This is a genomic window from Gordonia sp. SGD-V-85, assembly GCF_001456905.1.
GTDB lineage: Bacteria > Actinomycetota > Actinomycetes > Mycobacteriales > Mycobacteriaceae > Gordonia > Gordonia hongkongensis.
Genome location: NZ_LNQO01000017.1, coordinates 49,971 through 68,994, shown reverse-complemented (window position 1 = coordinate 68,994; position 19,024 = coordinate 49,971). Strand labels below are relative to the sequence as shown.

At 68.6% G+C, this 19,024-nt stretch carries 17 protein-coding genes; 12 read left to right on the top strand and 5 right to left on the bottom strand.

Annotated features, from left to right (window positions below; all coding sequences use genetic code 11):
* Nucleotides 1-66: 66 nt before the first annotated feature.
* On the bottom strand, nt 67-858 hold the full coding sequence (locus AS181_RS18105) for an LLM class F420-dependent oxidoreductase (protein ID WP_058252926.1): 792 nt from the start codon (nt 856-858) through the stop codon (nt 67-69).
* 94 nt (nt 859-952) lie between these two features.
* On the opposite strand from AS181_RS18105, the gene AS181_RS18100 reads away from it, so the two are divergent.
* From AS181_RS18100 to AS181_RS25450, 3 genes are all read left to right on the top strand, one after another.
* Complete coding sequence (locus AS181_RS18100; protein WP_058252971.1) at nt 953-2,116, top strand: MalY/PatB family protein; 1,164 nt, start codon at nt 953-955, stop codon at nt 2,114-2,116.
* Between the two features lie 85 nt (nt 2,117-2,201).
* Nucleotides 2,202-2,846, top strand: coding sequence for a class I SAM-dependent methyltransferase (locus tag AS181_RS18095; RefSeq protein ID WP_078112485.1), 645 nt, complete (start codon nt 2,202-2,204; stop codon nt 2,844-2,846).
* Between the two features lie 113 nt (nt 2,847-2,959).
* Nucleotides 2,960-4,357 carry a PGAP1-like alpha/beta domain-containing protein gene (locus AS181_RS25450; protein WP_058252925.1) on the top strand — a complete coding sequence of 466 codons (1,398 nt, stop codon included), beginning with the start codon at nt 2,960-2,962 and terminating at the stop codon, nt 4,355-4,357.
* A gap of 36 nt (nt 4,358-4,393) precedes the next feature.
* Here AS181_RS25450 and AS181_RS18085 read toward each other — a convergent pair whose 3' ends face one another.
* The 3 genes from AS181_RS18085 to ilvD all read right to left on the bottom strand — a co-directional run bounded on the left by AS181_RS18085 (nt 4,394) and on the right by ilvD (nt 7,639).
* Nucleotides 4,394-4,660 (bottom strand): lipopolysaccharide assembly protein LapA domain-containing protein, encoded by a 267-nt coding sequence (locus tag AS181_RS18085; protein WP_068972112.1) that lies wholly within the window; start codon nt 4,658-4,660, stop codon nt 4,394-4,396.
* Between the two features lie 144 nt (nt 4,661-4,804).
* Nucleotides 4,805-5,749, bottom strand: a complete 945-nt coding sequence (locus AS181_RS18080; protein WP_058252924.1) for a manganese catalase family protein — start codon at nt 5,747-5,749, stop codon at nt 4,805-4,807.
* 174 nt (nt 5,750-5,923) lie between these two features.
* The gene (gene ilvD / locus AS181_RS18075) at nt 5,924-7,639 is read right to left on the bottom strand and encodes a dihydroxy-acid dehydratase (RefSeq protein WP_058252923.1); all 1,716 of its coding nucleotides are present in this window, start codon (nt 7,637-7,639) and stop codon (nt 5,924-5,926) included.
* A gap of 173 nt (nt 7,640-7,812) precedes the next feature.
* Between ilvD and AS181_RS18070 the strand changes: the two genes are divergently transcribed.
* From AS181_RS18070 to AS181_RS18045, 6 genes are all read left to right on the top strand, one after another.
* Nucleotides 7,813-8,652 (top strand): alpha/beta fold hydrolase, encoded by an 840-nt coding sequence (locus AS181_RS18070; RefSeq protein ID WP_058252922.1) that lies wholly within the window; start codon nt 7,813-7,815, stop codon nt 8,650-8,652.
* Nucleotides 8,653-8,863: 211 nt separating this feature from the next.
* The gene (locus AS181_RS18065; RefSeq protein WP_058252921.1) at nt 8,864-9,700 is read left to right on the top strand and encodes an alpha/beta fold hydrolase; all 837 of its coding nucleotides are present in this window, start codon (nt 8,864-8,866) and stop codon (nt 9,698-9,700) included.
* Between the two features lie 34 nt (nt 9,701-9,734).
* On the top strand, nt 9,735-10,562 hold the full coding sequence (locus tag AS181_RS18060) for an alpha/beta hydrolase (protein WP_058252920.1): 828 nt from the start codon (nt 9,735-9,737) through the stop codon (nt 10,560-10,562).
* A 122-nt stretch (nt 10,563-10,684) separates the two neighbouring features.
* Nucleotides 10,685-10,972: a DUF1490 family protein gene (locus tag AS181_RS18055; RefSeq protein WP_058252919.1), complete on the top strand. Its 288-nt coding sequence runs from the start codon at nt 10,685-10,687 to the stop codon at nt 10,970-10,972.
* Between the two features lie 87 nt (nt 10,973-11,059).
* A complete protein-coding gene (locus AS181_RS18050; protein ID WP_058252968.1) occupies nt 11,060-13,201 on the top strand; it encodes a heavy metal translocating P-type ATPase in 2,142 nt (713 codons plus the stop codon).
* On the top strand, nt 13,198-14,538 hold the full coding sequence (locus tag AS181_RS18045; RefSeq protein ID WP_058252918.1) for a carboxylesterase family protein: 1,341 nt from the start codon (nt 13,198-13,200) through the stop codon (nt 14,536-14,538). Before AS181_RS18050 ends, AS181_RS18045 begins: the two co-directional genes overlap by 4 nt.
* A 113-nt stretch (nt 14,539-14,651) precedes the next feature.
* Here AS181_RS18045 and AS181_RS18040 read toward each other — a convergent pair whose 3' ends face one another.
* Nucleotides 14,652-15,488, bottom strand: a complete 837-nt coding sequence (locus AS181_RS18040; protein ID WP_058252917.1) for a class I SAM-dependent methyltransferase — start codon at nt 15,486-15,488, stop codon at nt 14,652-14,654.
* Nucleotides 15,489-15,571: 83 nt separating this feature from the next.
* On the opposite strand from AS181_RS18040, the gene AS181_RS18035 reads away from it, so the two are divergent.
* From AS181_RS18035 to AS181_RS18025, 3 genes are all read left to right on the top strand, one after another.
* Complete coding sequence (locus AS181_RS18035) at nt 15,572-16,000, top strand: YkvA family protein (protein ID WP_058252916.1); 429 nt, start codon at nt 15,572-15,574, stop codon at nt 15,998-16,000.
* 61 nt (nt 16,001-16,061) lie between these two features.
* Nucleotides 16,062-17,309: a DNA polymerase IV gene (dinB, locus tag AS181_RS18030; RefSeq protein ID WP_058252915.1), complete on the top strand. Its 1,248-nt coding sequence runs from the start codon at nt 16,062-16,064 to the stop codon at nt 17,307-17,309.
* A 123-nt stretch (nt 17,310-17,432) separates the two neighbouring features.
* A complete protein-coding gene (locus AS181_RS18025) occupies nt 17,433-18,905 on the top strand; it encodes a CitMHS family transporter (protein WP_058252914.1) in 1,473 nt (490 codons plus the stop codon).
* Nucleotides 18,906-19,024 lie beyond the last annotated feature (119 nt).

The following is a 19,024-nucleotide window of genomic DNA, read 5'->3' as shown; positions in this document are numbered from 1 at the left end:
CGGTGTCGTCGACGCCTTCGGGGGAGTGTCGGCACCCGGGCGCGGGTGCGCCCGGGCGCTACGCGGTCAGTTCCGCGAGTCGCGCCACCGGCACAGCGCCTCGAGAGCGGTGAGGTCATAGTCGGGACCGGTGACGCCGACGGTCAACAGCGTGACGCCCTCGTCGGCGAGTGCATCGGCATCGCGCAGCAGCGCGTCGGTGTCCCCGTCGAACTGCACGCCCGACGACCGCTCGATGGTCTCGGGATCGCGACCCACGGCGGCGCAGTGCTCGGCCAGCACCTTGGACTTGTGCCGGTACTGCTCGACGTCGTTGAAGCCGTGCCAGACGTCGCCGTGCTCGGCGATGTAGCGCAGCGTCTTCTTCTCGCCGCTGCCGCCGATGAGGATCGGGATGTCGCGCGTGGGAGCCGGATTCAGCTTGGCCAGCCGCGATTTGATCCGCGGGAGGGCGGCACCGAAATCGTTCAACCGGGAACCGACTGTGCCGAAGTCGTAGCCGTACTCGTCGTAGTCCTTCTGGAACCAGCCGGCTCCGACGCCCAGGATCAGACGGCCGTTACTGATGTGGTCGACGGTGCGGGCCATGTCGGCGAGCAACTCCGGATTCCGGTACGAGTTGCAGGTCACGAGCGCGCCGATCTCCACCCGAGAGGTCTGCTCGGCCCAGGCGCCGAGCATCGTCCAGCACTCGAAGTGCTCGCCCTCGGGGGCGCCGTAGAGCGGATAGAAGTGATCCCAGTTGAACGCGATGTCGACGCCCGTGTCCTCGGCGCGGCGGACCGCGTCACGGATCAGCGAGTACTTGGGTGCGTGCTGGGGCTGGATCTGGACACCGATGCGAATGGGGAAGGCCATGCCGACCAGTCTGCCCGCTGACGGCGGAATCGTCGACGAACATGGTGGCCGCGCACTGGTGGTGCCGCGTTGGTATCGGCGGTACGAAGTAGCGGTGAGCATCAGACCGGTCGCACCGCCGCTCGACGAACTCCGTCGTCGTACGAGCGCGAAGTGGAGCACGCACCCCGACGACGTACTACCGCTGTTCATCGCGGAGATGGACTATCCGCTCGCACCGGTGGTCGCCGACGCCATCATCGACCGGGTACGTGCGTCCGACATCGGTTACGCGGCGACCTCGGGTTCGGCAGGGGAGGTCTTCGCCGGGTTCGCCGACCGTCGGTGGGGGTGGCGGGTGGATCCGGCTGACGTCAGCTCGACGACCGACGTGAGTGTCGTCATCGTCGAGAGTCTGCGCGTCGCGATCAGTCCCGGCGACGGCGTCGTCCTGATGCCGCCGGTCTATCCGCCGTTCTTCGAACTCATCCCCGAGGCCGGCGGTCGTGTGCTCGAGGTGCCCCTCCTCGAGGAACGCGGGTCGTCGTCGACTGCCTGGCGGATGGATCTTGCAGGCATCGAACGCGCCCTCGCCGCCGGGGCCCGCGCGGTTCTACTGTGCCACCCGCACAATCCGCTCGGCCTCGTCCACGACGCGACCGACCTCGCGCGACTGGCCGGCTTGGCCGCGGCACATGGCGCGACTGTCGTCAGTGACGAGATTCATGCGCCGCTGGTCCACCCCGGCGTGGAGTTCGTCCCGTTCCTCGCGGTGAGCGACACGGCGCGTGACGTCGGCGTGGCCGCACATTCGGCGAGCAAGGCCTTCAATCTCGCCGGTGCCAAGTGCGCGCTCACGGTTGTCGCGTCGGATCGGGGCCGGGCTCTGATCGCGCGGCAACCCGAGGAGGTGCGCTATCGCACGAGCATTCTGGGCCGCGCTGCGACCGAAGCGGCATTGGCGCACGGTGACGAGTGGCTCGACGCCACCCTCGAGGTCATCGGGGAGAGCTTCGATCTCCTCGAACAGCTGCTCGCGCAGCATCTTCCGACGGTTCGGTACACGCGGCCGGAGGCGTCGTATCTCGCGTGGCTCGACTTCCGCGAGACCGGGCTGGGCGACGACCCCGGGCTCGTCATTCTCGACAAAGCCCGCGTCGCCCTGCATTACGGACACGCCTTCGGGAATCCGGGTGCCGGTTTCGTTCGACTCAACGTCGCCTGCTCGGCCGACGTGCTGACCGAGGCCATCAGGCGGATCGCGGGCGTGGTGCACTGACCTGGGGTCTCCGCTCCACCATCAATTCTTGCCGGATCGGCAACCGTCCTTGCCGCTCACGACGGTGCGTGCCAGAGTCGAAGACATGACCACCGAGAACAGCCATCGCCCCGAGGCCGCGACCGAGTCCCGGGGGAGCAACGATCCGGGAACCGCCGAAGGGTGGGACGAGCGGTACCGCAGCGCGGACCGTCTGTGGACCTCCGACGTCAACCCCGCGCTCGTCGCCGAGGTGTCGGACATCGAGCCGGGCACCGCGCTCGACGTCGGGTCGGGTGAGGGGGCCGACGCCCGATGGCTCGCCGACCGCGGATGGCAGGTCACGGCCCTCGACATCTCGCAGGTCGCGGTGGATCGGGCCCGTGAGATCGACCCGCGGCCGTCGATCACGTGGTTGCGTGCCGACGTGATCGTTGATGACGTGCCGGCGGCCGACGTCGACCTTGTGACCATGCATTACTTCCCGATCCCGAAGGAGAATGTCGACGCGGCCCGCCGGCTGGCCGAAGCCGTCGGCCCCGGCGGGTCCCTGCTCGTCGTGGCACACGCCCCCGAGGATGTGCGTGCACATGGCTTCGACCCGGACGCCTACGTCCAACCCGCTGATTTCGCGGGACTGCTCGGCGACGGTTGGGAAATCGTCACCGACGAGACGCGGGCACGTGGACGGGCCGCGGGAGGCGGTCACCACACCCACGACGTCGTGCTCCGCGCACGCCGGGCCGCCTGAGATCCCGTTGCGTTTTGTCCCGGTAACCGGGACAAAACGCAATCTGATCTGACGGGTGGCGGTCGTGACTTCAGCTCCGCCCCGAATTGAGTGCACATCTGTACACTCGGGGCATGACCGCCACGACCACGCGTGAGTCCGAGCTGCGGGCGCTCACCGACCTCGGGCTGTACGAGGCCGGCGCTGCGACGCGCGGCGTCGGAGCGATGCACCGCGTCATCGCCGGGGGCGTCTTCCGGATGCTCCGGCCTGTCCTGGGGAGTTCCGTCGACACCGCGCGGATGGTGCATGACGCCGTCAGCGAGGGGACGTACAACTCGATCACCGCGGCCCTCGACGCCGGCCGGTCGGCTTCGGACCATGTGCCCTGGTCGGAGGGCCGCGCGCCCTCGCACACCCCTCGAGGCGCGGTGCTCCTCGGCATCCTCAACGGTCTCATCGGCGATGAGCTCGAAACCGCGGACTCGCCCCTCACGGCCGACATGTCGATCCGCGTCGACGGCAGGCCGGTCTCCCTCGACGCCGAGTCGCTCCGCGATGGCTTCCCCGACGCGGGTGGACACGTCGTCGTGTTCCTGCACGGCCTGATGGAGTCGGAGTTCGCGTGGTCGCTCAGACCGAAGCGAACTGGGCCCGCTCGCTCCGCTCCCGGCGCCCGGCGAACTGGGCCCGCTCGCTCCGCTCCCGGCGCCCGGCGAACTGGGCCCGCTCGCTCCGCTCCCGGCGCCCGGCGAACAGGGCCCGCTCGCTCCGCTCCCGGCGCCCGCCGACCCACATACGGCGAGCGGCTGACCCACGACATCGGCGCCACCGAGGTCCAGATCCGCTACAACACCGGTCGCCACATCAGCGAGAACGGCCGCGCCCTCGCCGACCTTCTCGACGCACTCGTCCTGCTCTGGCCGACGCCGGTGACACGACTGACCCTCATCGGGCATTCGATGGGTGGGCTGGTCGTCCGAAGTGCTTGCCACGCAGCCGATCAACGCGGCGACTACTGGACGGGCCTGGTGTCGGAGACGGTGTGCCTCGGCACGCCGCACCTCGGGGCTCCACTCGCCCGCGGTGTCCACCTGGCCACGAATGCGCTGAACCGGACGCCGGTCACCCGCCCGATCGGCTCATTGTTGCGTCGTCGGAGTGCCGGGGTGCGGGACCTGTTCCACGGCAGCCTGACCGACGACGACTGGATAGGTCACGACCCGGACGCGTGGTCGCAGCCGCCCGGCGCCGACGTGCCGCTGCTGGCGGGCGCTCGCCATCTCTTCGTCACCGCGACGATCACCCGCGACCCCGACCACCCGGTCGGGCGTCTGCTGGGTGACGGCCTGGTGCTCGCGCCGAGTGGGCGCGGGCAGCACACGCGGCAGCGTCGCGGGCTGAAGTTCCAGGAGGGGTTCCACATCGGCAACGCACACCATTTCACCCTGCTGAACGACGACGCGATCTACGAGTGGCTGCTCGGCCACCTCATCCCGCGAAAGGAGCTGCCGCCCGGGCGATCGTCGTGAGACCGCGCGGGTTTCGCCGACGAAGCGGCGTCGAACTCAGTGCGGACGGCGCTGCCGGTAACGTCCGCGCGCGGCGAGTACGCCGACGACCCATCCGACGAGAAAGACCACGGCCAGGATGAACCACAGCGGGGACTCGACACTCACCCAGAACAGGTCGATGCGCACCGTGGTCCGGTTCTGCACGATGAAGACCACCGCGAGAACGGTCAGTCCAAGCGCAATCCATTGCGGCAGAGACACCTTCGACAGCGCGGACGAGCTCCCAGTAGCGGGTTTCGGGGTGCCACGGTCTTTGGCCATGCCAGAGACTGTAGGCGCATTCGACGGCGGTCACCGGAGATCCCGTTGCGATTTGTCCCGCAATCCGGGACAAACCGCAACCTGACGCCGGCACCTCATGCCGGCGGGCGGCGCTCGACGCCGTGCACCACCCGCCGGACGTGGCTACTTCTTGCCGGGATCGTCGGCGGTGGCGATCTCGACCTCGGCGGTGGCCTGGATCAGCGCCAAGAGATCCTTGTCGAGTCCGGGAGCGAACTCTTCGCGTCGCTCGGGCGCGATGGTCATCGGGAACCCTTCGGGCATCTTCTCGGTGCTCAGTTCGGTCCCGTCGCCACTGGGGGACGCGCCTCGGTACAGCTTCGCCGCGTCGCTCTTGTTGTCGGCACTGAATGTGAACTGGACGCTCTGCAATCCCTGGTCGACCAGCTTCTTGACCTCCGGGAACCGCTCGGCGTTGGTCTTCGGGATGGGCAGGATCGAGCCCCAGTTGACCCCGAGGCTTTCCAGCGCCTTCGCGAAAGCGTTCTCGTGCGCCTGATCGCGGACGATCAGGTAGGCGATCGTGGAACGGGCGGTCTTGTTGTCGGTCATCTCGTAGATCCGACATTTCTGCAGTCGCCCGGTGGACTCGAGCATCAGGTTGTAGAGCAGGTCGAGAACGAGGTTCCCGCTGTTGTACACATAGGACCCCGACCAGGGGTTCCCGGCGGCGTCGACCGGCAGCGCGCCCTGCGCCCCGACGAGGTAGTGGTGAATGTTGCTGGTGTCCAAGGCGATGTTGAGGGGAGTCGCTCCCTTGGCGCCCGGTTTGTCGACCGGGTCGGTCTTCTTGCCCTTGTACTCCGGTGATCCGTCGAGCAGGCGGGAGATGGTGGTGCCGATGAGTTCGACGTGGCTGATCTCCTCGGTCCCGACACCCTGCAACAGATCCCGGTACGGCTTGGATGCCGGATCGCCGCGAAAGTTCATGGACTGGAACAGGTATTGCATCATCGTGCGCATCTCGCCGAACTGCCCGCCCAGCCCCTCCTGCAAGGCGTTGGCGGCGGCCGGGTCGGGCTCGTCGACGGCGATCTCGTTGATCAGTTGCTGAGTGTGCAGGTACACAGGTTCTCCTCGAGCTCGTTTGCAGGCGGATCCACAGAGGCCGCACTTCTGGAGCATCTGGTACGCCGAGCAGTACCCGCGCGTCCATCACGCAAACACGCCGGGCCCCGGCTCGGTCATGTCCGAGAAAACGTTCGGGCCCGGTCTGATGAGCTCAGAACACCGATACCGCGCTCAGCGGCAGACCGCCCCTTGCGACGCCGAGGTGACGAGCTTGGAGTACTTCGCCAGCACGCCGCGCGTGTACCGCGGGGGCAGGGGAGTGAACTCTCGTGCACGCGAAGCGAGTTCGTCATCGTCGACGAGGAGGTCGAGAAGACCGCGGCCGACGTCGAGCCGAATGCGGTCGCCGTTGCGGACCAGTGCGATCGGCCCGCCGTCGACGGCCTCCGGCGCGGTGTGACCCACGCACAGACCGGTGGTGCCGCCGGAGAACCGGCCGTCGGTCATCAACAGCACGTCCTTGCCGAGACCCGCGCCCTTGATGGCGCCGGTGATCGCGAGCATCTCCCGCATGCCCGGTCCGCCCTTCGGGCCTTCGTACCGGATGACGACGACGTCCCCGGCGGTGATCGTGCCGTCCTCGAGCGCGTCCATCGCGGCGCGTTCGCGGTCGAAAACCCGTGCCGTGCCCTCGAACACATCGGAGTCGAAGCCTGCGGACTTCACCACCGCGCCCTCCGGGGCCAGCGATCCCTTGAGGATGGTGATGCCGCCGGTGGGATGGATGGGCGACTTCGTGGCCCGCAGGACCTGGCCGTCCGGGTCCGGCGGCGCGATGTGCGCCAGGTTCTCGGCGACCGTCGATCCGGTCACCGTCAGGCAGTCGCCGTGCAGAAGGCCCGCGTCGAGGAGTGCCTTCATCACCACCGGCACACCGCCGATGCGATCGACGTCGGTCATCACGTGCCGGCCGAACGGCTTGACGTCGGCCAGGTGCGGAACCCGGCTGCCGACGCTGATGAAGTCGTCGAGCGACAGTTCGACCTCGGCCTCGTTGGCGATGGCGAGGAGGTGGAGCACCGCATTGGTCGACCCGCCGAACGCCATCACCACGGCGATCGCGTTCTCGAAGGCCTCGCGGGTCATGATGTCGCGCGCGGTGATCCCGCGGCGCAGCATCTCGACGACGGCGACCCCGCTCTGGCGGGCGAACTGGTCGCGACGCTTGTCCGGGGCCGGGGGCGCGGCACTGCCCGGGATCGACATCCCGAGTGCCTCGGCCGCGCTGGCCATCGTGTTGGCGGTGTACATGCCGCCGCACGCACCCTCACCCGGGCAGATCGCGCGCTCGATGGTGTCGACGTCCTCCCGGCTCATAAGTCCGCGCGAGCACGCCCCGACCGCCTCGAAGGCGTCGATGATGGTCACCTGACGCTCTTTGCCGTCCGACAGCGTCGCGTATCCGGGCAGCGTCGACCCGGCGTAGAGGAACACCGACGCGAGGTCGAGTCGGGCGGCGGCCATCAGCATGCCGGGCAGGGACTTGTCACAACCGGCCAGCAGGACCGAACCGTCGAGCCGCTCGGCGCTCATGACGGTTTCGACGCTGTCGGCGATCACCTCGCGGGACACCAGCGAGAAGTGCATGCCCTCGTGACCCATCGAGATGCCGTCGGAGACCGAGATGGTGCCGAACTCGAGCGGGTACCCGCCGCCCTCGTGCACGCCTTCTTTGACCGCCTTGGCCAGCCGGTCGAGCGACAGGTTGCAGGGCGTGATCTCGTTCCACGACGACCCGACGCCGATCTGCGGTTTCACCCAGTCGTCGTCGCCCATGCCCACCGCGCGGAGCATGCCGCGGGCCGCGGTCTTCTCCAAGCCGTCCGTGACGTCGCGACTACGCGGTTTGATGTCGATCTCGGCGTCCGGTTCGGTTCGCTTGGTCATGAGGGCAAGAGTAGTGGTCCTCGGCGTCGAGCGGTCGGAACACCCGATGCCCGGCGACGGCGTCACCAGATCGTGCGCGGACAGCACAGAACCGTGCGCTCGTGACCAGATCGGTGCCCGCCGGAGTGGTTAAGGTCCAGCTCGACCCCGTTCTCCCCTGGACAGGCCGTCGGATGAACCCCAGAATCGCAGTCCGGAAACTGGCCGGACGGGCAGTGCTCGTCTCGACGCTGATGGCCGCGGCCGTCGGCCTGTCGGTGGCCCCCGCCCACGCCCAGCCGTCGGCCCCGACCGTCGTCCTGGTGCACGGGGCGTTCGCAGATTCGTCGGGCTGGCGCGACGTCGCGCAGGATCTGCGCAGCCGGGGACTGGCGGTCCAGACCTTCGACAATCCGCTCCGGTCCCCGGCCTACGACTCCGAGCAGCTCGAGAAGAAGCTGGCGACCATCGACGGACCGATCGTCCTCGTCGGTCACTCCTACGGCGGCTTCGTCATCACCAACACTCAGGACCCCGACGTCCGTGCCAACGTCTACATCGCCGCCTTCGCGCCGACCACGGGCGAGTTCGTCCAGGGGCTGCTGAACCCGATCACCTATCCCGGTAGCCGGCTCCTTCCGCCGGCCCTGCAGCTGACGGTGGTCGAGAACGACCCGACCGGCGTGGCCGGACGCAACGTCGACGGTTACATCGCGCGCCCGTACTTCCGGGAGATCTTCGCGCAGGACGTGTCGCCCGCGGTCGCCGCCGACATGTTCGCCCACCAGAAATCCGCCGCGCTCCGCGCCAACCTGGAACCGTCCGGACCGCCGTCGTGGGCACGGGTGCCCAGCTGGTACCTCGTGTCCCAGCAGGATCGGGTGATCCCGCCCGCTCTGCAGCGCTTCCTGGCCGGTCGAGCCGCACCCGGGCGCACCGCCGAGGTCAACGCCTCGCACGCCTCACTGGTCTCTCGCCCCGACGCGGTCTCACGGACGGTGCTGCGAGCGGTCGACGCGACGCAACCGCGCTGACGGTTCCGGTCGACAGCCCCGCACACCGCGGCGGTGAGACCCGCGCTGTGCCACGTGATCCGTGGCAGCGCAGAGAAACTCGCCGTCGCGGTGTCGTCCTGTCGGTGCGAGGAGCGGCACCCGTCACGGACAGCACAGAACCGTGCAGCCTCGACACGATCGGCGATCCGGTTTCCTCCTACGGTGATCCCACATCGACACCGGAGGACCCATGCCCTACGTCACCACGCTCGACGGAACCGAGATCTATTACAAGGACTGGGGCGACGGACGTCCGGTCGTGCTCAGCCACGGGTGGCCGCTCAACGCCGACAGCTGGGAAGCCCAGCAGCTCTTCCTGGCGCACGACGGGTATCGGGCGATCGCGCACGACCGTCGCGGACACGGCCGTTCGTCGCAGACGTGGTCGGGCAACGAGATGGACACGTATGCCGACGATCTCGCGGAGCTGATCCGGCATCTCGATCTGCAGGAGCTCACGCTCGTCGGGTTCTCCACGGGTGGCGATGAGGTCACCCGGTACATCGGGCGGCACGGTACCGATCGCGTGGCGCAACTCGTGTTGGTCTCCGCGGTACCCCCGTTCATGCTCCAGACCGACGACAACCCCGGTGGGGTCCCGATCGAGGTGTTCGACGGCATCCGGTCGGCACCCACCGCCGATCGCTCGCAGGCCTATCGCGATCTCGCCGACGGGCCCTTCTTCGGCAACAACCGGGACGGCCAGAATGCGTCGCGGGGCATGCGCGATGCCTTCTGGCGACAGGGCCTGCAGGCGGGCGCACACAACACCTACGAAAGCATCGCCGCGTTCTCGGCCACCGACTTCCGGAGCGACCTCGCACGCGTGGACGTCCCCGCCCTCGTCATCCACGGCGACGACGATCAGGTGGTTCCCTTCGAGGTGGGCGGCAAGGCGTCCGCCGAACGGATCTACGGCGCCGAGCTGAAGGTCTACCCCGGTGCACCCCACGGGATCACCGACACGCACAGGGGCGAGCTCAACGACGATCTGCTCGCCTTCCTCGACACCTACACCGCCCCCTGAGCCCACGCCGGGCCCTGACAATCGGAGACTGCACATGACCACACCGCCGCCCGACACCATCGTCCTCGTCCACGGCCTGTGGGTGACGCCCCGGTCCTGGGAAGACTGGATCACCTACTACCAAGACAAGGGGTATCGGGTCATCGCCCCGGCCTACCCCGGCTTCGAGGTGGAAGTCGAGTCCCTGAGGGAGAACTCAGACGTGATCGCGGATCTGACGGTACCCGCGACGGTCGAGCACCTCGCCGGGATCATCCGCGAACTGCCGTCGCCGCCGATCATCATGGGGCATTCCTTCGGTGGCGTGCTCACGCAGCTGCTGGTCGACCGCGGGCTCGGCGCGGCTGCGGTGGCCATCAACTCCGCGCCGACCGAAGGTGTACGGACGCAGCCCCTTTCGCAGGTGAAGTCGTTGTTCCCGATCCTCAAGCGCTTCTCGAACCGCCACAAGGCGGCCGGATTCACACCGGACGAGTGGCACTACGCCTTCACCAACACCCTGAACGACGAGGACTCGCGCGCGGTGTACGACCGGTACGCGATCGCCGCGCCCGGATCGTGGGTCTGGAAGTACGGCGTGTTCGCAAACCTCACCCCGGGACATCAGGAGACCTGGGTGGATTACCGGCGCGACGACCGTGCACCGCTGCTGTTCATCGCCGGCGGGGCCGACCACATCATGCCGCCCGCGGTGAACAAGTCGAACGCGAAGAAGTACCGCCGGTCCATGGCGCTGACCGAGTCTTACGAGTTCCCCGGGCGGTCGCACTGGACCTGCGGTGAGCCGGGGTGGGAGAAGGTCGCCGACCACGCGCTCCGGTGGGCGGAGGAGCACTCCGCGCGGGGAGCGTTGCCGGCGTGAACATAAGCGGGACCGCATGTCCGACAACCGCACCCGCGGCCGCACCATGTGAGTCGCGGTGCGCCTGTAGCGTGGTGTCCTGTCACCACGTGTGCAAGCACATCGGATAGCGAGGACCCCACATGGCACTTCATGCACTGCTCGCCAAGGCCGGCGCGACGGTCGCCACCGGCTTCGTCGGAGCCGTCGCCTACGACGCCGTACGCACCGTCGCCCGACGCGCCCCGCTGCGTGAGGGAGCCGTCGTGGCGACCACGTGGGGTATCCGTGGAACCCGCAAGGCAGAGGAGGTCGCCGAGTCGGTGCGACTCAACACCGCCGACATCGTCGCCGAGGCGAAGGAACGGCTGGGCGAGGAGTCGACACCGCCGGGAACCGCCGTCGCACACGACCACGACCACGATCACTGAATCGTGAGCACGTCCGCGCCGACGTACTCTTCCGAGCTGCCACCGACCGACATCGTCGTCCGGTCGTCGGCGGCGGGCCGGGTGCGTATGACGGTTCCGTGGTTGCGGGTCACCGATCGCACTGTCGCCGACCGTCGTGCCGTGGCCGTCGAGGAGAGCGTTGCCCGGGTGACCGGTGTGCGCGCCGTGCACGCCTACCCGCGGACCGCCTCGGTCGTCGTATGGTTTCGGGCCGACACCGACCGGGATGCCATCGATCATGCGATCGCGGCGGCCACTCACGCCGACCCCGCGAATCTTCCTGACCGCGCACCGCATTCGGCCGACGTCACCAATGCCGACCTGTTGCGGATGGGCATCGGCGCGGGAGCCCTGGTCCTGCTGGGTTTCCGGCGCTACGGGTTCCGCCGCCCGCCGCTGCTCGGGCCGGCCTCGCGCACCGTCGCCACCGGTGTCACCATCTTCTCCGGGTACCCGTTCCTCCGCGGCGCGCTCCGCTCGCTCCGTGGTGGCCGGGCCGGGACCGATGCGCTGGTCTCGGCCGCCACGATCGCGAGCCTGCTCCTTCGCGAGAACGTGGTCGCGCTGACCGTGTTGTGGTTGCTCAACATCGGTGAGTTCCTCCAGGACCTCACGCTACGACGCACCCGACGCGCCATCGCCGAGCTCCTCCGCGGCACCCAGGACACCGCCTGGGTTCGACTCTCCGACGGCACCGAGGTGCAGGTCGCCATCGACGCGCTGCACGTCGGCGACGCGGTCATCGTGCACGAACAGGTCGCCGTCGCGGTCGACGGTGTGGTCGTCGACGGTGAAGCGGTGGTCGACCAGTCCGCGCTCACCGGCGAGAACCTCCCGGTGACCAAGCACGTCGGCGACCGCGTGCAGGCCGGCTCGGTGGTACTCACCGGCCGGATCGTCATCGAGGCCCACGCGGTCGGCGACGACACCTCGATCGGTCGCATCATCGGCCGGGTCGAGGAGGCCCAGCGCGACCGCGCTCCCATCCAGACGGTCGGGGAGAACTTCTCCCGGCGGTTCGTACCCGCGTCGTTCGCGCTGTCGGCGCTGACGCTGCTGGTGACGCGCGATCTGCGTCGTGCGATGACCATGCTGCTGATCGCGTGCCCGTGTGCCGTTGGCCTGTCCACCCCGACCGCGATCAGCGGGGCCATCGGGAATGGCGCGCGGCGCGGAATCCTCATCAAGGGCGGATCGCATCTCGAGGCTTCGGGACGGATCTCGGCGGTGGTGTTCGACAAGACCGGCACGCTGACCGTCGGGCGCCCGGTCGTGACCAACGTCGTGTCCTTCTCCGACGACTGGCAGCCCGAACAGATCCTCGCCTACGCGGCCAGCTCCGAGATCCATTCGCGTCATCCGCTCGCCGAAGCGGTCATCCGGTCCACGGAGGAACGTCGCATCGAGATCCCGACGCATGCGGAATGCGAGGTCATCGTCGGACTCGGCATGCGCACCCGCGCCGAAGACGGGCGCGTGCTCCTGCTGGGCAACCCGTCGCTTCTCGACCGGCACGGCGTCGCGATCTCCGACGACGCCCTCGACTGGGTCGACAGGTTGCGGCAGGCGAGCGAGACACCGCTGCTGTTGGCCGTCGACCGCACGCTGGTCGGTCTGGTGAGTCTGTCCGACGAGCTGCGCCCCGAGGCGCGCGAGGTGCTCGACGCCCTGCGGGCCGACGGGGTCACCGAGATCGCCATGCTGACCGGCGATCACCCGGTCACCGCGGCGACCATCGCCGCGGAACTCGGCATCGAGCGGTGGGCTGCCGAGGTCACGCCCGACGACAAGCTCGCGGTGGTACGGGAACTCCAGGCGCTCGGCCACGTGGTCGCGGTGGTTGGTGACGGTGTCAACGACGCCCCTGCGCTGGCCGCCGCCGACATCGGCATCGCGATGGGGCTGGCGGGCACCGACGTCGCGGTCGAGACCGCCGACGTCGCACTGGCCGGCGACGATCTGCGCAAGCTGCTCGACATCCGGGATCTGGGCTCGCATACCGTCGAGGTGATCCGCCAGAACTACGGGATGTCGATCGCCGTCAACGCGCTGGGGCTGGTGATCGGCGCCGGCGGTGCGCTCTCGCCGGTCCTGGCTGCGGTGTTGCACAACGCCTCGTCGGTTGCCGTGGTGCTCAACAGCTCTCGACTCATCCGCTACCAGGTCGACGCGACCCCCGCGTCGGCCGCCGGAAAGACCGGCCCATGACCGAGGTGCCCACGACGACCGCGACCTTCGAGTGTCCCGCCGGGACGATCATCGCTCGTACCGACGGACAGGTCGTGCGCGCCACCGGTATTCGTTACGCACGGGCGGCACGCTTCGAGGTTCCGTCCCCGCAACCGCCGGCCGACGAGCCGATCGATGCGACCTCGTGGTCGCCCGCCTGTCCCCAGCGCAATGGCGAGGGGATCGTCCACGACACCTTCGGCGATGCCGCGCTGGGCGAGATGGTCGGCGACGAGCGCGCCCAGTACGTGTCGGTCACGGTGCCGGTCGAGCGTCGACCCGACGAGGCCCTCCCGGTGATGGTCTGGATTCACGGCGGGTCCTACATCATCGGCGCCGCCGACGCGCCCTGCCACGATCCGGCGGCGCTGGTCGCCGAGCAGCGGGTGATCGTCGTGTCGGTGACCTACCGACTGGGATTGTTCGGGTTCCTCGGCGACGGCATCAACCGTCCGGCGAACCTGGGCCTGCTCGACATGATCGAGGCCCTGCGCTGGGTTCAGCGGAACATCGCGTGCTTCGGCGGCGATCCCGACGCCGTCACCGTCTTCGGCGAGTCAGCCGGCGGCGACGCGGTTGCACAGTTGATGGCGGCCGACGGCGTGACGGGCCTGTTCCGCCGCGCCATCATCCAGAGTGCGCCGCTCGGCATCACCCGACGCCGCGAGCGGTTGCATGCGGACATGTTCGCTGCGTCGCACCACGTGTCGGCGTCGGCGACCGTCGACGAGGTCCTGGCCGTCCAGGAGTCGATGATGGGACTCAAAGCGGTTCTGCAACATGGCTTTCCGGCCTTCATGTCCTTTGGGCCACAGTATGGTCACCACCCGCTGCCACCCGAGAACGAGGTGGACGGGGTCTGGGAGAGTCGAGCGCGGGACGTCGAGGTCCTCATCGGCTGGTGCAGCCGCGAGGCCGCGTTCTTCACCGCGGCGATCGACGGGGTGTCGTCGCTCCCCGCGGTTCCGGTGGTCGGCACCCGCCTGTACGAATGTCTTGTCCAGCAACTCACCCGTGCCATCTACACGTCGGCAGCCGACCGCTTCGCCCGACGCCACCGACGCGCCGGAGGAAAGGCCGCGCAGTACGTCATCGACTGGGGCGCAGCAGATCACCCGCTGCGCGCCGTGCACACCGTCGACATCCCGTTGCTGTTCGGGACTCCGGAGATCTGGGCCGGTGCCCCGATCCTGGCCGGCCACGACGCCGCTCGGGCTGCCGAGGACGGCCGCACGTTGCGACGGATCTGGGCGGACTTCGCGCGAGACGGATGGACCGCGCCGGCTGATGTGCCGGGCCTGATCCGCTTCACCTGACCGCGGGATCGCGTAGCGCGAATGCGACTGTACCCGCGGTCACACCACGGATTGGGCGTCTGCAGCCGAATCGCGCGAAGCCGTCGACGCCCGGCGGTGGAAGCGCCGCGAGGTCAGTCGGCCGGTCGTTCGCCCACGGCAATCAGTGTGTCGCAGTCGACTTCGGTGATCCCCTCGTTCGCCAGCCGCTGTAGGAACCCGACTCGCACGTCCTCGACGGCGTCGGCGTCCAGGTCGGCGAGTGCGCCGCGCAACCCGCTGCCGAGGACCATCGACCAGGAGAACTCGTCGGTCCGTGGTACGCGCAGGTCGAGAACCGAAGCGGACACCTCTTCTGCGCCAAGCGATTCGAGCCACCTGACGATCTTCTCCTCGGTGTCGATCCGCGTGATGGGGTGAGGCGATCCGTCGGACGGGGCGCGCGGGCCGGGGGGCGGCGGCGTGTTCGTCACGCGGGCGACCTCGGCGAAGTAGGCGCCGGTGAAGTCGTAGAGTGCGTCGTCGTGCCACACCGCGACGGCGAGACGGCCCCCCGGGCGCAGCAGGGGCAGCAGATTGCGCACCGAGTCGTCCATGTCCGGCAGGAAGAACACGCCGAAACCGCATGTGATCACGTCGTATTCGCCGTGCCCTCGGCCGGGTAGCGCGGTCACGTCGTCGACCCGGAAGTCGATGTTGCGCAGACCGGCCGCATAGGCGCTGGTTCGGCCACGCTCCACCAGATCGGCGGCGAAGTCGACTGCCGTGACGTGCCCGTCGGGTCCGACGACCCGCGCGGCGGCGAGCGCGCTGGCACCGGTGCCGGAACAGATGTCGAGAACCTCATCGCCCAGCGAAACCCGTGCCCGAGCAACGAGGGTCTCGCCCGCCGGACCCCAGACGAGGGGAGTCACCAGGTCGAAATCGGGACTGGTCGAATTGAAGATCTCGGCGATGCTCGGTCCTGGCATGGATTCAGCGTAGACGTGTTGACAACGGTTCCCGATAAAGTGGCGGACGTCTCACCCTTCGCCTATAGAACGGAGCCGTCCTGATGGAACGCCTCGTCGCCGTCGGGATCTCCGTCGCAGGTGGGGTGCTGTTGCTGTGGGTGATCCTGGTGATCGTTCTCCTCGTCGCTCGCCCACCCGGTTTGCGGGCCAAAGACCTCCTTCGTCTACTGCCCGACACCGTCGTACTGCTGCGACGGCTGGCCGCTGACCGAGAACTCCCCCGCGGTGTCCGCGTCCGGTTCGTGCTGCTTTTGGTCTACTTGGTGCTTCCCATCGACCTGATTCCCGACTTCATCCCTGTCCTCGGTTACGCCGACGACGCGATCATCGTGGTGTTGGCGCTGCGCTCGGTCGTCCGCCGTGCCGGCCAAGATGCGCTCCGGCGCCACTGGCCCGGCAGCGACGACGGTCTGGTCGCGGTGCGCCGCCTGGCGGGCATCGACGACCCCACCAAGCCGATGGGCCCATAGCTCGCGTCGGCTGCCTCGGACGCGCTGGTGCATGTCCGACCCTCATGCGAACATGTGTTCTATGCGCATCGAGCGGCGGGAACGGCGGGATCCGTCGATCCTGCATGCCGATCTCGACTCGTTCTATGCCTCGGTCGAGCAGCGGGACGACCCTTCGCTTCGCGGCCGTCCGGTTCTCGTCGGCGGCGGCGTCGTCCTCGCGGCGAGCTATGAGGCCAAGGCCCGCGGGGTGCGATCGCCGATGCCGGGCCACGAGGCGCGGGCACTCTGTCCCGACGCGATCGTCGTCCGGCCGCGGTTCGAGGCCTACATGGAGGCGAGTCGGGAGGTCTTCGACATCTTCCACGACACCACTCCGGTGGTCGAGGGGATCTCGGTCGACGAGGCCTTCCTCGACGTCGGGGGGCTCGGCCGGATCAGCGGTACGCCGCACGACGTCGCATCGACGATCCGACGCCGCGTCCGCGAGCAGGTCGGTCTCCCCATCACGGTCGGCGGAGCACGCAGCAAGTTCCTCGCCAAGGTCGCCAGCGCCGTCGGCAAGCCGGACGGCCTGCTCATCGTCGAGCCGGGAACCGAACTCGACTTCCTGCATCCGCTCCCGGTCCGTCGACTCTGGGGGGTCGGTCCGGTCACCGAGGCCAAGCTGCACGACGCAGGAGTCGAGACCGTCGGCCAGCTGGCCGCCCTCGGGGAGCGGTCGTTGCGCGGCATCGTCGGGTCGGGTGCCGGCCGGCACCTCTTCGCGCTGTCACTCGCCCAGGACCCGCGTCGGGTGGAGACCGGCAAACGACGCAGCTCGATCGGTTCACAACGCGCGCTCGGCCGACGCCCGAAGTCCGAGGCCGACCTCGAGGCGACCATCACCGCGATCGTCGAACGATTGGGCAAACGACTCCGAACGGCCGAACGGGTCTGTCGGACAATCGTTCTGCGGTTGCGCTTCGACGACTTCACCCGCGCCACCCGGTCCCGCACCCTGCTGGAGTCCACCGACCGCACCGACCTCATCATGGCGTCGGCGCGCGGCCTCCTCGCCGACGCGATGCCGATCATCCGCGAACGGGGATGCACCCTGGTCGGGTTGTCGCTGACGAACCTCGACGACCACGACAGCATCCAGCTGACCCTGCCGTTCGACACCGATCACGCCGGCGCCGGGAGCCGAGCGAGCGGGCCGACAGCAACTGGAGCAGAACTCGACGCGACGATGGATCTGCTGCGGGACCGGTTCGGCCGCGACTCGGTCACCCGCGCGGTGCTCATCGGACGCAACCACGGCGACGACGCACCGATGCTGCCCGACTAGCGCGAAAAGCGCGAAACGCTACTTATGCGCTCAAGCGTGACTGTGATGCCGGTGACCCCAACACTTCTGATGTGACCACCCGATGTGGTCGCCCTCACATCCGCTGCAGAATCGAGTAAGACAATGTTGGTAGCCCTCGGCCTCGGGATGGTCGCCACCTTCATGGTGCTGATCATCACCAAGCGGGCCACGCCCGTGGTGGCGCTGATCCTCGTGCCCGTCGCCTTCGGCCTCTTCGCCGGTGCCGGCCTCGGCATCAGCGACATGATCACCGACGGCATCAAAGACCTCGCACCCACCGCGGCGATGCTGTTCTTCGCGATCATCTTCTTCGGCATCATGATCGACGTCGGACTCTTCGATCCGGTGGTCCGGGCGGTCGTCCGCGCGGTGCACGACGACCCGGCACGCCTGGTGGTCGGAACCGCGGTGCTCGCCGGCGTCGTGTCGCTCGACGGCGATGGTTCCACGACCTTCATCATCACGACGGCCGCACTGCTGCCGCTGTACCTGAAGCTCGGCGTCAGCCCGGTCGTCCTCACGGTCGTCGCCGGACTCACCAACGGCACGATGAACATCCTGCCGTGGGGCGGTCCCACCGCCCGCGCCGCAAGTGCGCTGAACATCGACACCAACGACGTCTTCGTCCCGATGGTCCCCGCGCTGGTGGCGGCGCTGGTCGTCGTGCTGCTCTTCGCCTATCACCTCGGTGTGCTCGAACGCCGGCGAATCGGCAAGCTGGAGATCCGGGATTCGATCCTCGCTCCGAAGGAAGAGGTGCTGGTCGGCGCCGGTGGCGGAACCGGCCTGCCGCCGAAGGGTCGTCGGGCAAGCAGTTCGGGTTCGAGGGGAACGGGCCCGGGCGCCTACGACGACGCTCCCACCGGCGATCACGATCTCAGCCGCCCCGTGGCGGGCGCCGATGACGACGACCGCGACGCATCCTTCTCGGGCGTCCTCGACCCCAATCGGGAAACCCTGCGCCCCAAGCTCTTCTGGGTGAATGCCGGACTCACCGTGGCCCTGCTGGCCATCCTCGGTGCCGACATCGTCGCCATCCCGGTGCTGTTCATGATCTTCGCCGGCATCGCCCTGGCCATCAACTTCCCGCACATCAAGCAGCAGCAGGAGGCCATCACCCGGCACAGCTCGAGCATCGTGTCGGTGGTCGCCATGGTCCTCGCCGCCGCCGTCCTCACCGGCGTGTTCAACGGCACCGGGATGGTCGACGCCATCGCGCACTGGCTGGCCGATGGCATCCCCGACTGGATGGGCCCCCACATGGCCATCGTGATCGGCGTGCTCTCGATCCCGCTCACCTTCCTGATGAGCAACGACGCCTTCTACTACGGGGTGCTGCCGGTCCTGTCCGAGACCGCGACCCGCTACGGCATCGACCCCACCGAGATGGCGCGGGCATCGATCACCGGCCAGACCGTGCACATGCAGAGCCCGCTGGTCCCGGCGATCCTGCTGCTGGTCGCACTGGCCGGGGTCACCCTGGCCGACCACCACAAGAAGGTTCTGTGGCGCGCCACGGTCGTCTCGCTGGTGATGCTCGCCGTCGGCGTCCTGGTCGGGGCCATCCCGTTCTGATCCGGCATCGATGACCGCGATCCAGGAGCGCAGGTGTCGGACACCCTTCGTGACGGCCCTCCGCAAGCTCCGGGCCTCCTCAGGGAGCGGGGCCCGGATCGCCGCGTCGGCGTGCCTGC

Coding starts and splice junctions, on each gene's coding strand:
- AS181_RS18105 (WP_058252926.1), bottom strand. CDS start 858: ATGGCCTTCCCCATTCGCATCGGTGTCCAGATCCAGCCCCAGCACGCA.
- AS181_RS18095 (WP_078112485.1), top strand. CDS start 2,202: ATGACCACCGAGAACAGCCATCGCCCCGAGGCCGCGACCGAGTCCCGG.
- AS181_RS25450 (WP_058252925.1), top strand. CDS start 2,960: ATGACCGCCACGACCACGCGTGAGTCCGAGCTGCGGGCGCTCACCGAC.
- AS181_RS18085 (WP_068972112.1), bottom strand. CDS start 4,660: ATGGCCAAAGACCGTGGCACCCCGAAACCCGCTACTGGGAGCTCGTCC.
- ilvD (WP_058252923.1), bottom strand. CDS start 7,639: ATGACCAAGCGAACCGAACCGGACGCCGAGATCGACATCAAACCGCGT.
- AS181_RS18070 (WP_058252922.1), top strand. CDS start 7,813: ATGAACCCCAGAATCGCAGTCCGGAAACTGGCCGGACGGGCAGTGCTC.
- AS181_RS18065 (WP_058252921.1), top strand. CDS start 8,864: ATGCCCTACGTCACCACGCTCGACGGAACCGAGATCTATTACAAGGAC.
- AS181_RS18060 (WP_058252920.1), top strand. CDS start 9,735: ATGACCACACCGCCGCCCGACACCATCGTCCTCGTCCACGGCCTGTGG.
- AS181_RS18055 (WP_058252919.1), top strand. CDS start 10,685: ATGGCACTTCATGCACTGCTCGCCAAGGCCGGCGCGACGGTCGCCACC.
- AS181_RS18050 (WP_058252968.1), top strand. CDS start 11,060: ATGACGGTTCCGTGGTTGCGGGTCACCGATCGCACTGTCGCCGACCGT.
- AS181_RS18045 (WP_058252918.1), top strand. CDS start 13,198: ATGACCGAGGTGCCCACGACGACCGCGACCTTCGAGTGTCCCGCCGGG.
- AS181_RS18040 (WP_058252917.1), bottom strand. CDS start 15,488: ATGCCAGGACCGAGCATCGCCGAGATCTTCAATTCGACCAGTCCCGAT.
- AS181_RS18035 (WP_058252916.1), top strand. CDS start 15,572: ATGGAACGCCTCGTCGCCGTCGGGATCTCCGTCGCAGGTGGGGTGCTG.
- dinB (WP_058252915.1), top strand. CDS start 16,062: ATGCGCATCGAGCGGCGGGAACGGCGGGATCCGTCGATCCTGCATGCC.
- AS181_RS18025 (WP_058252914.1), top strand. CDS start 17,433: ATGTTGGTAGCCCTCGGCCTCGGGATGGTCGCCACCTTCATGGTGCTG.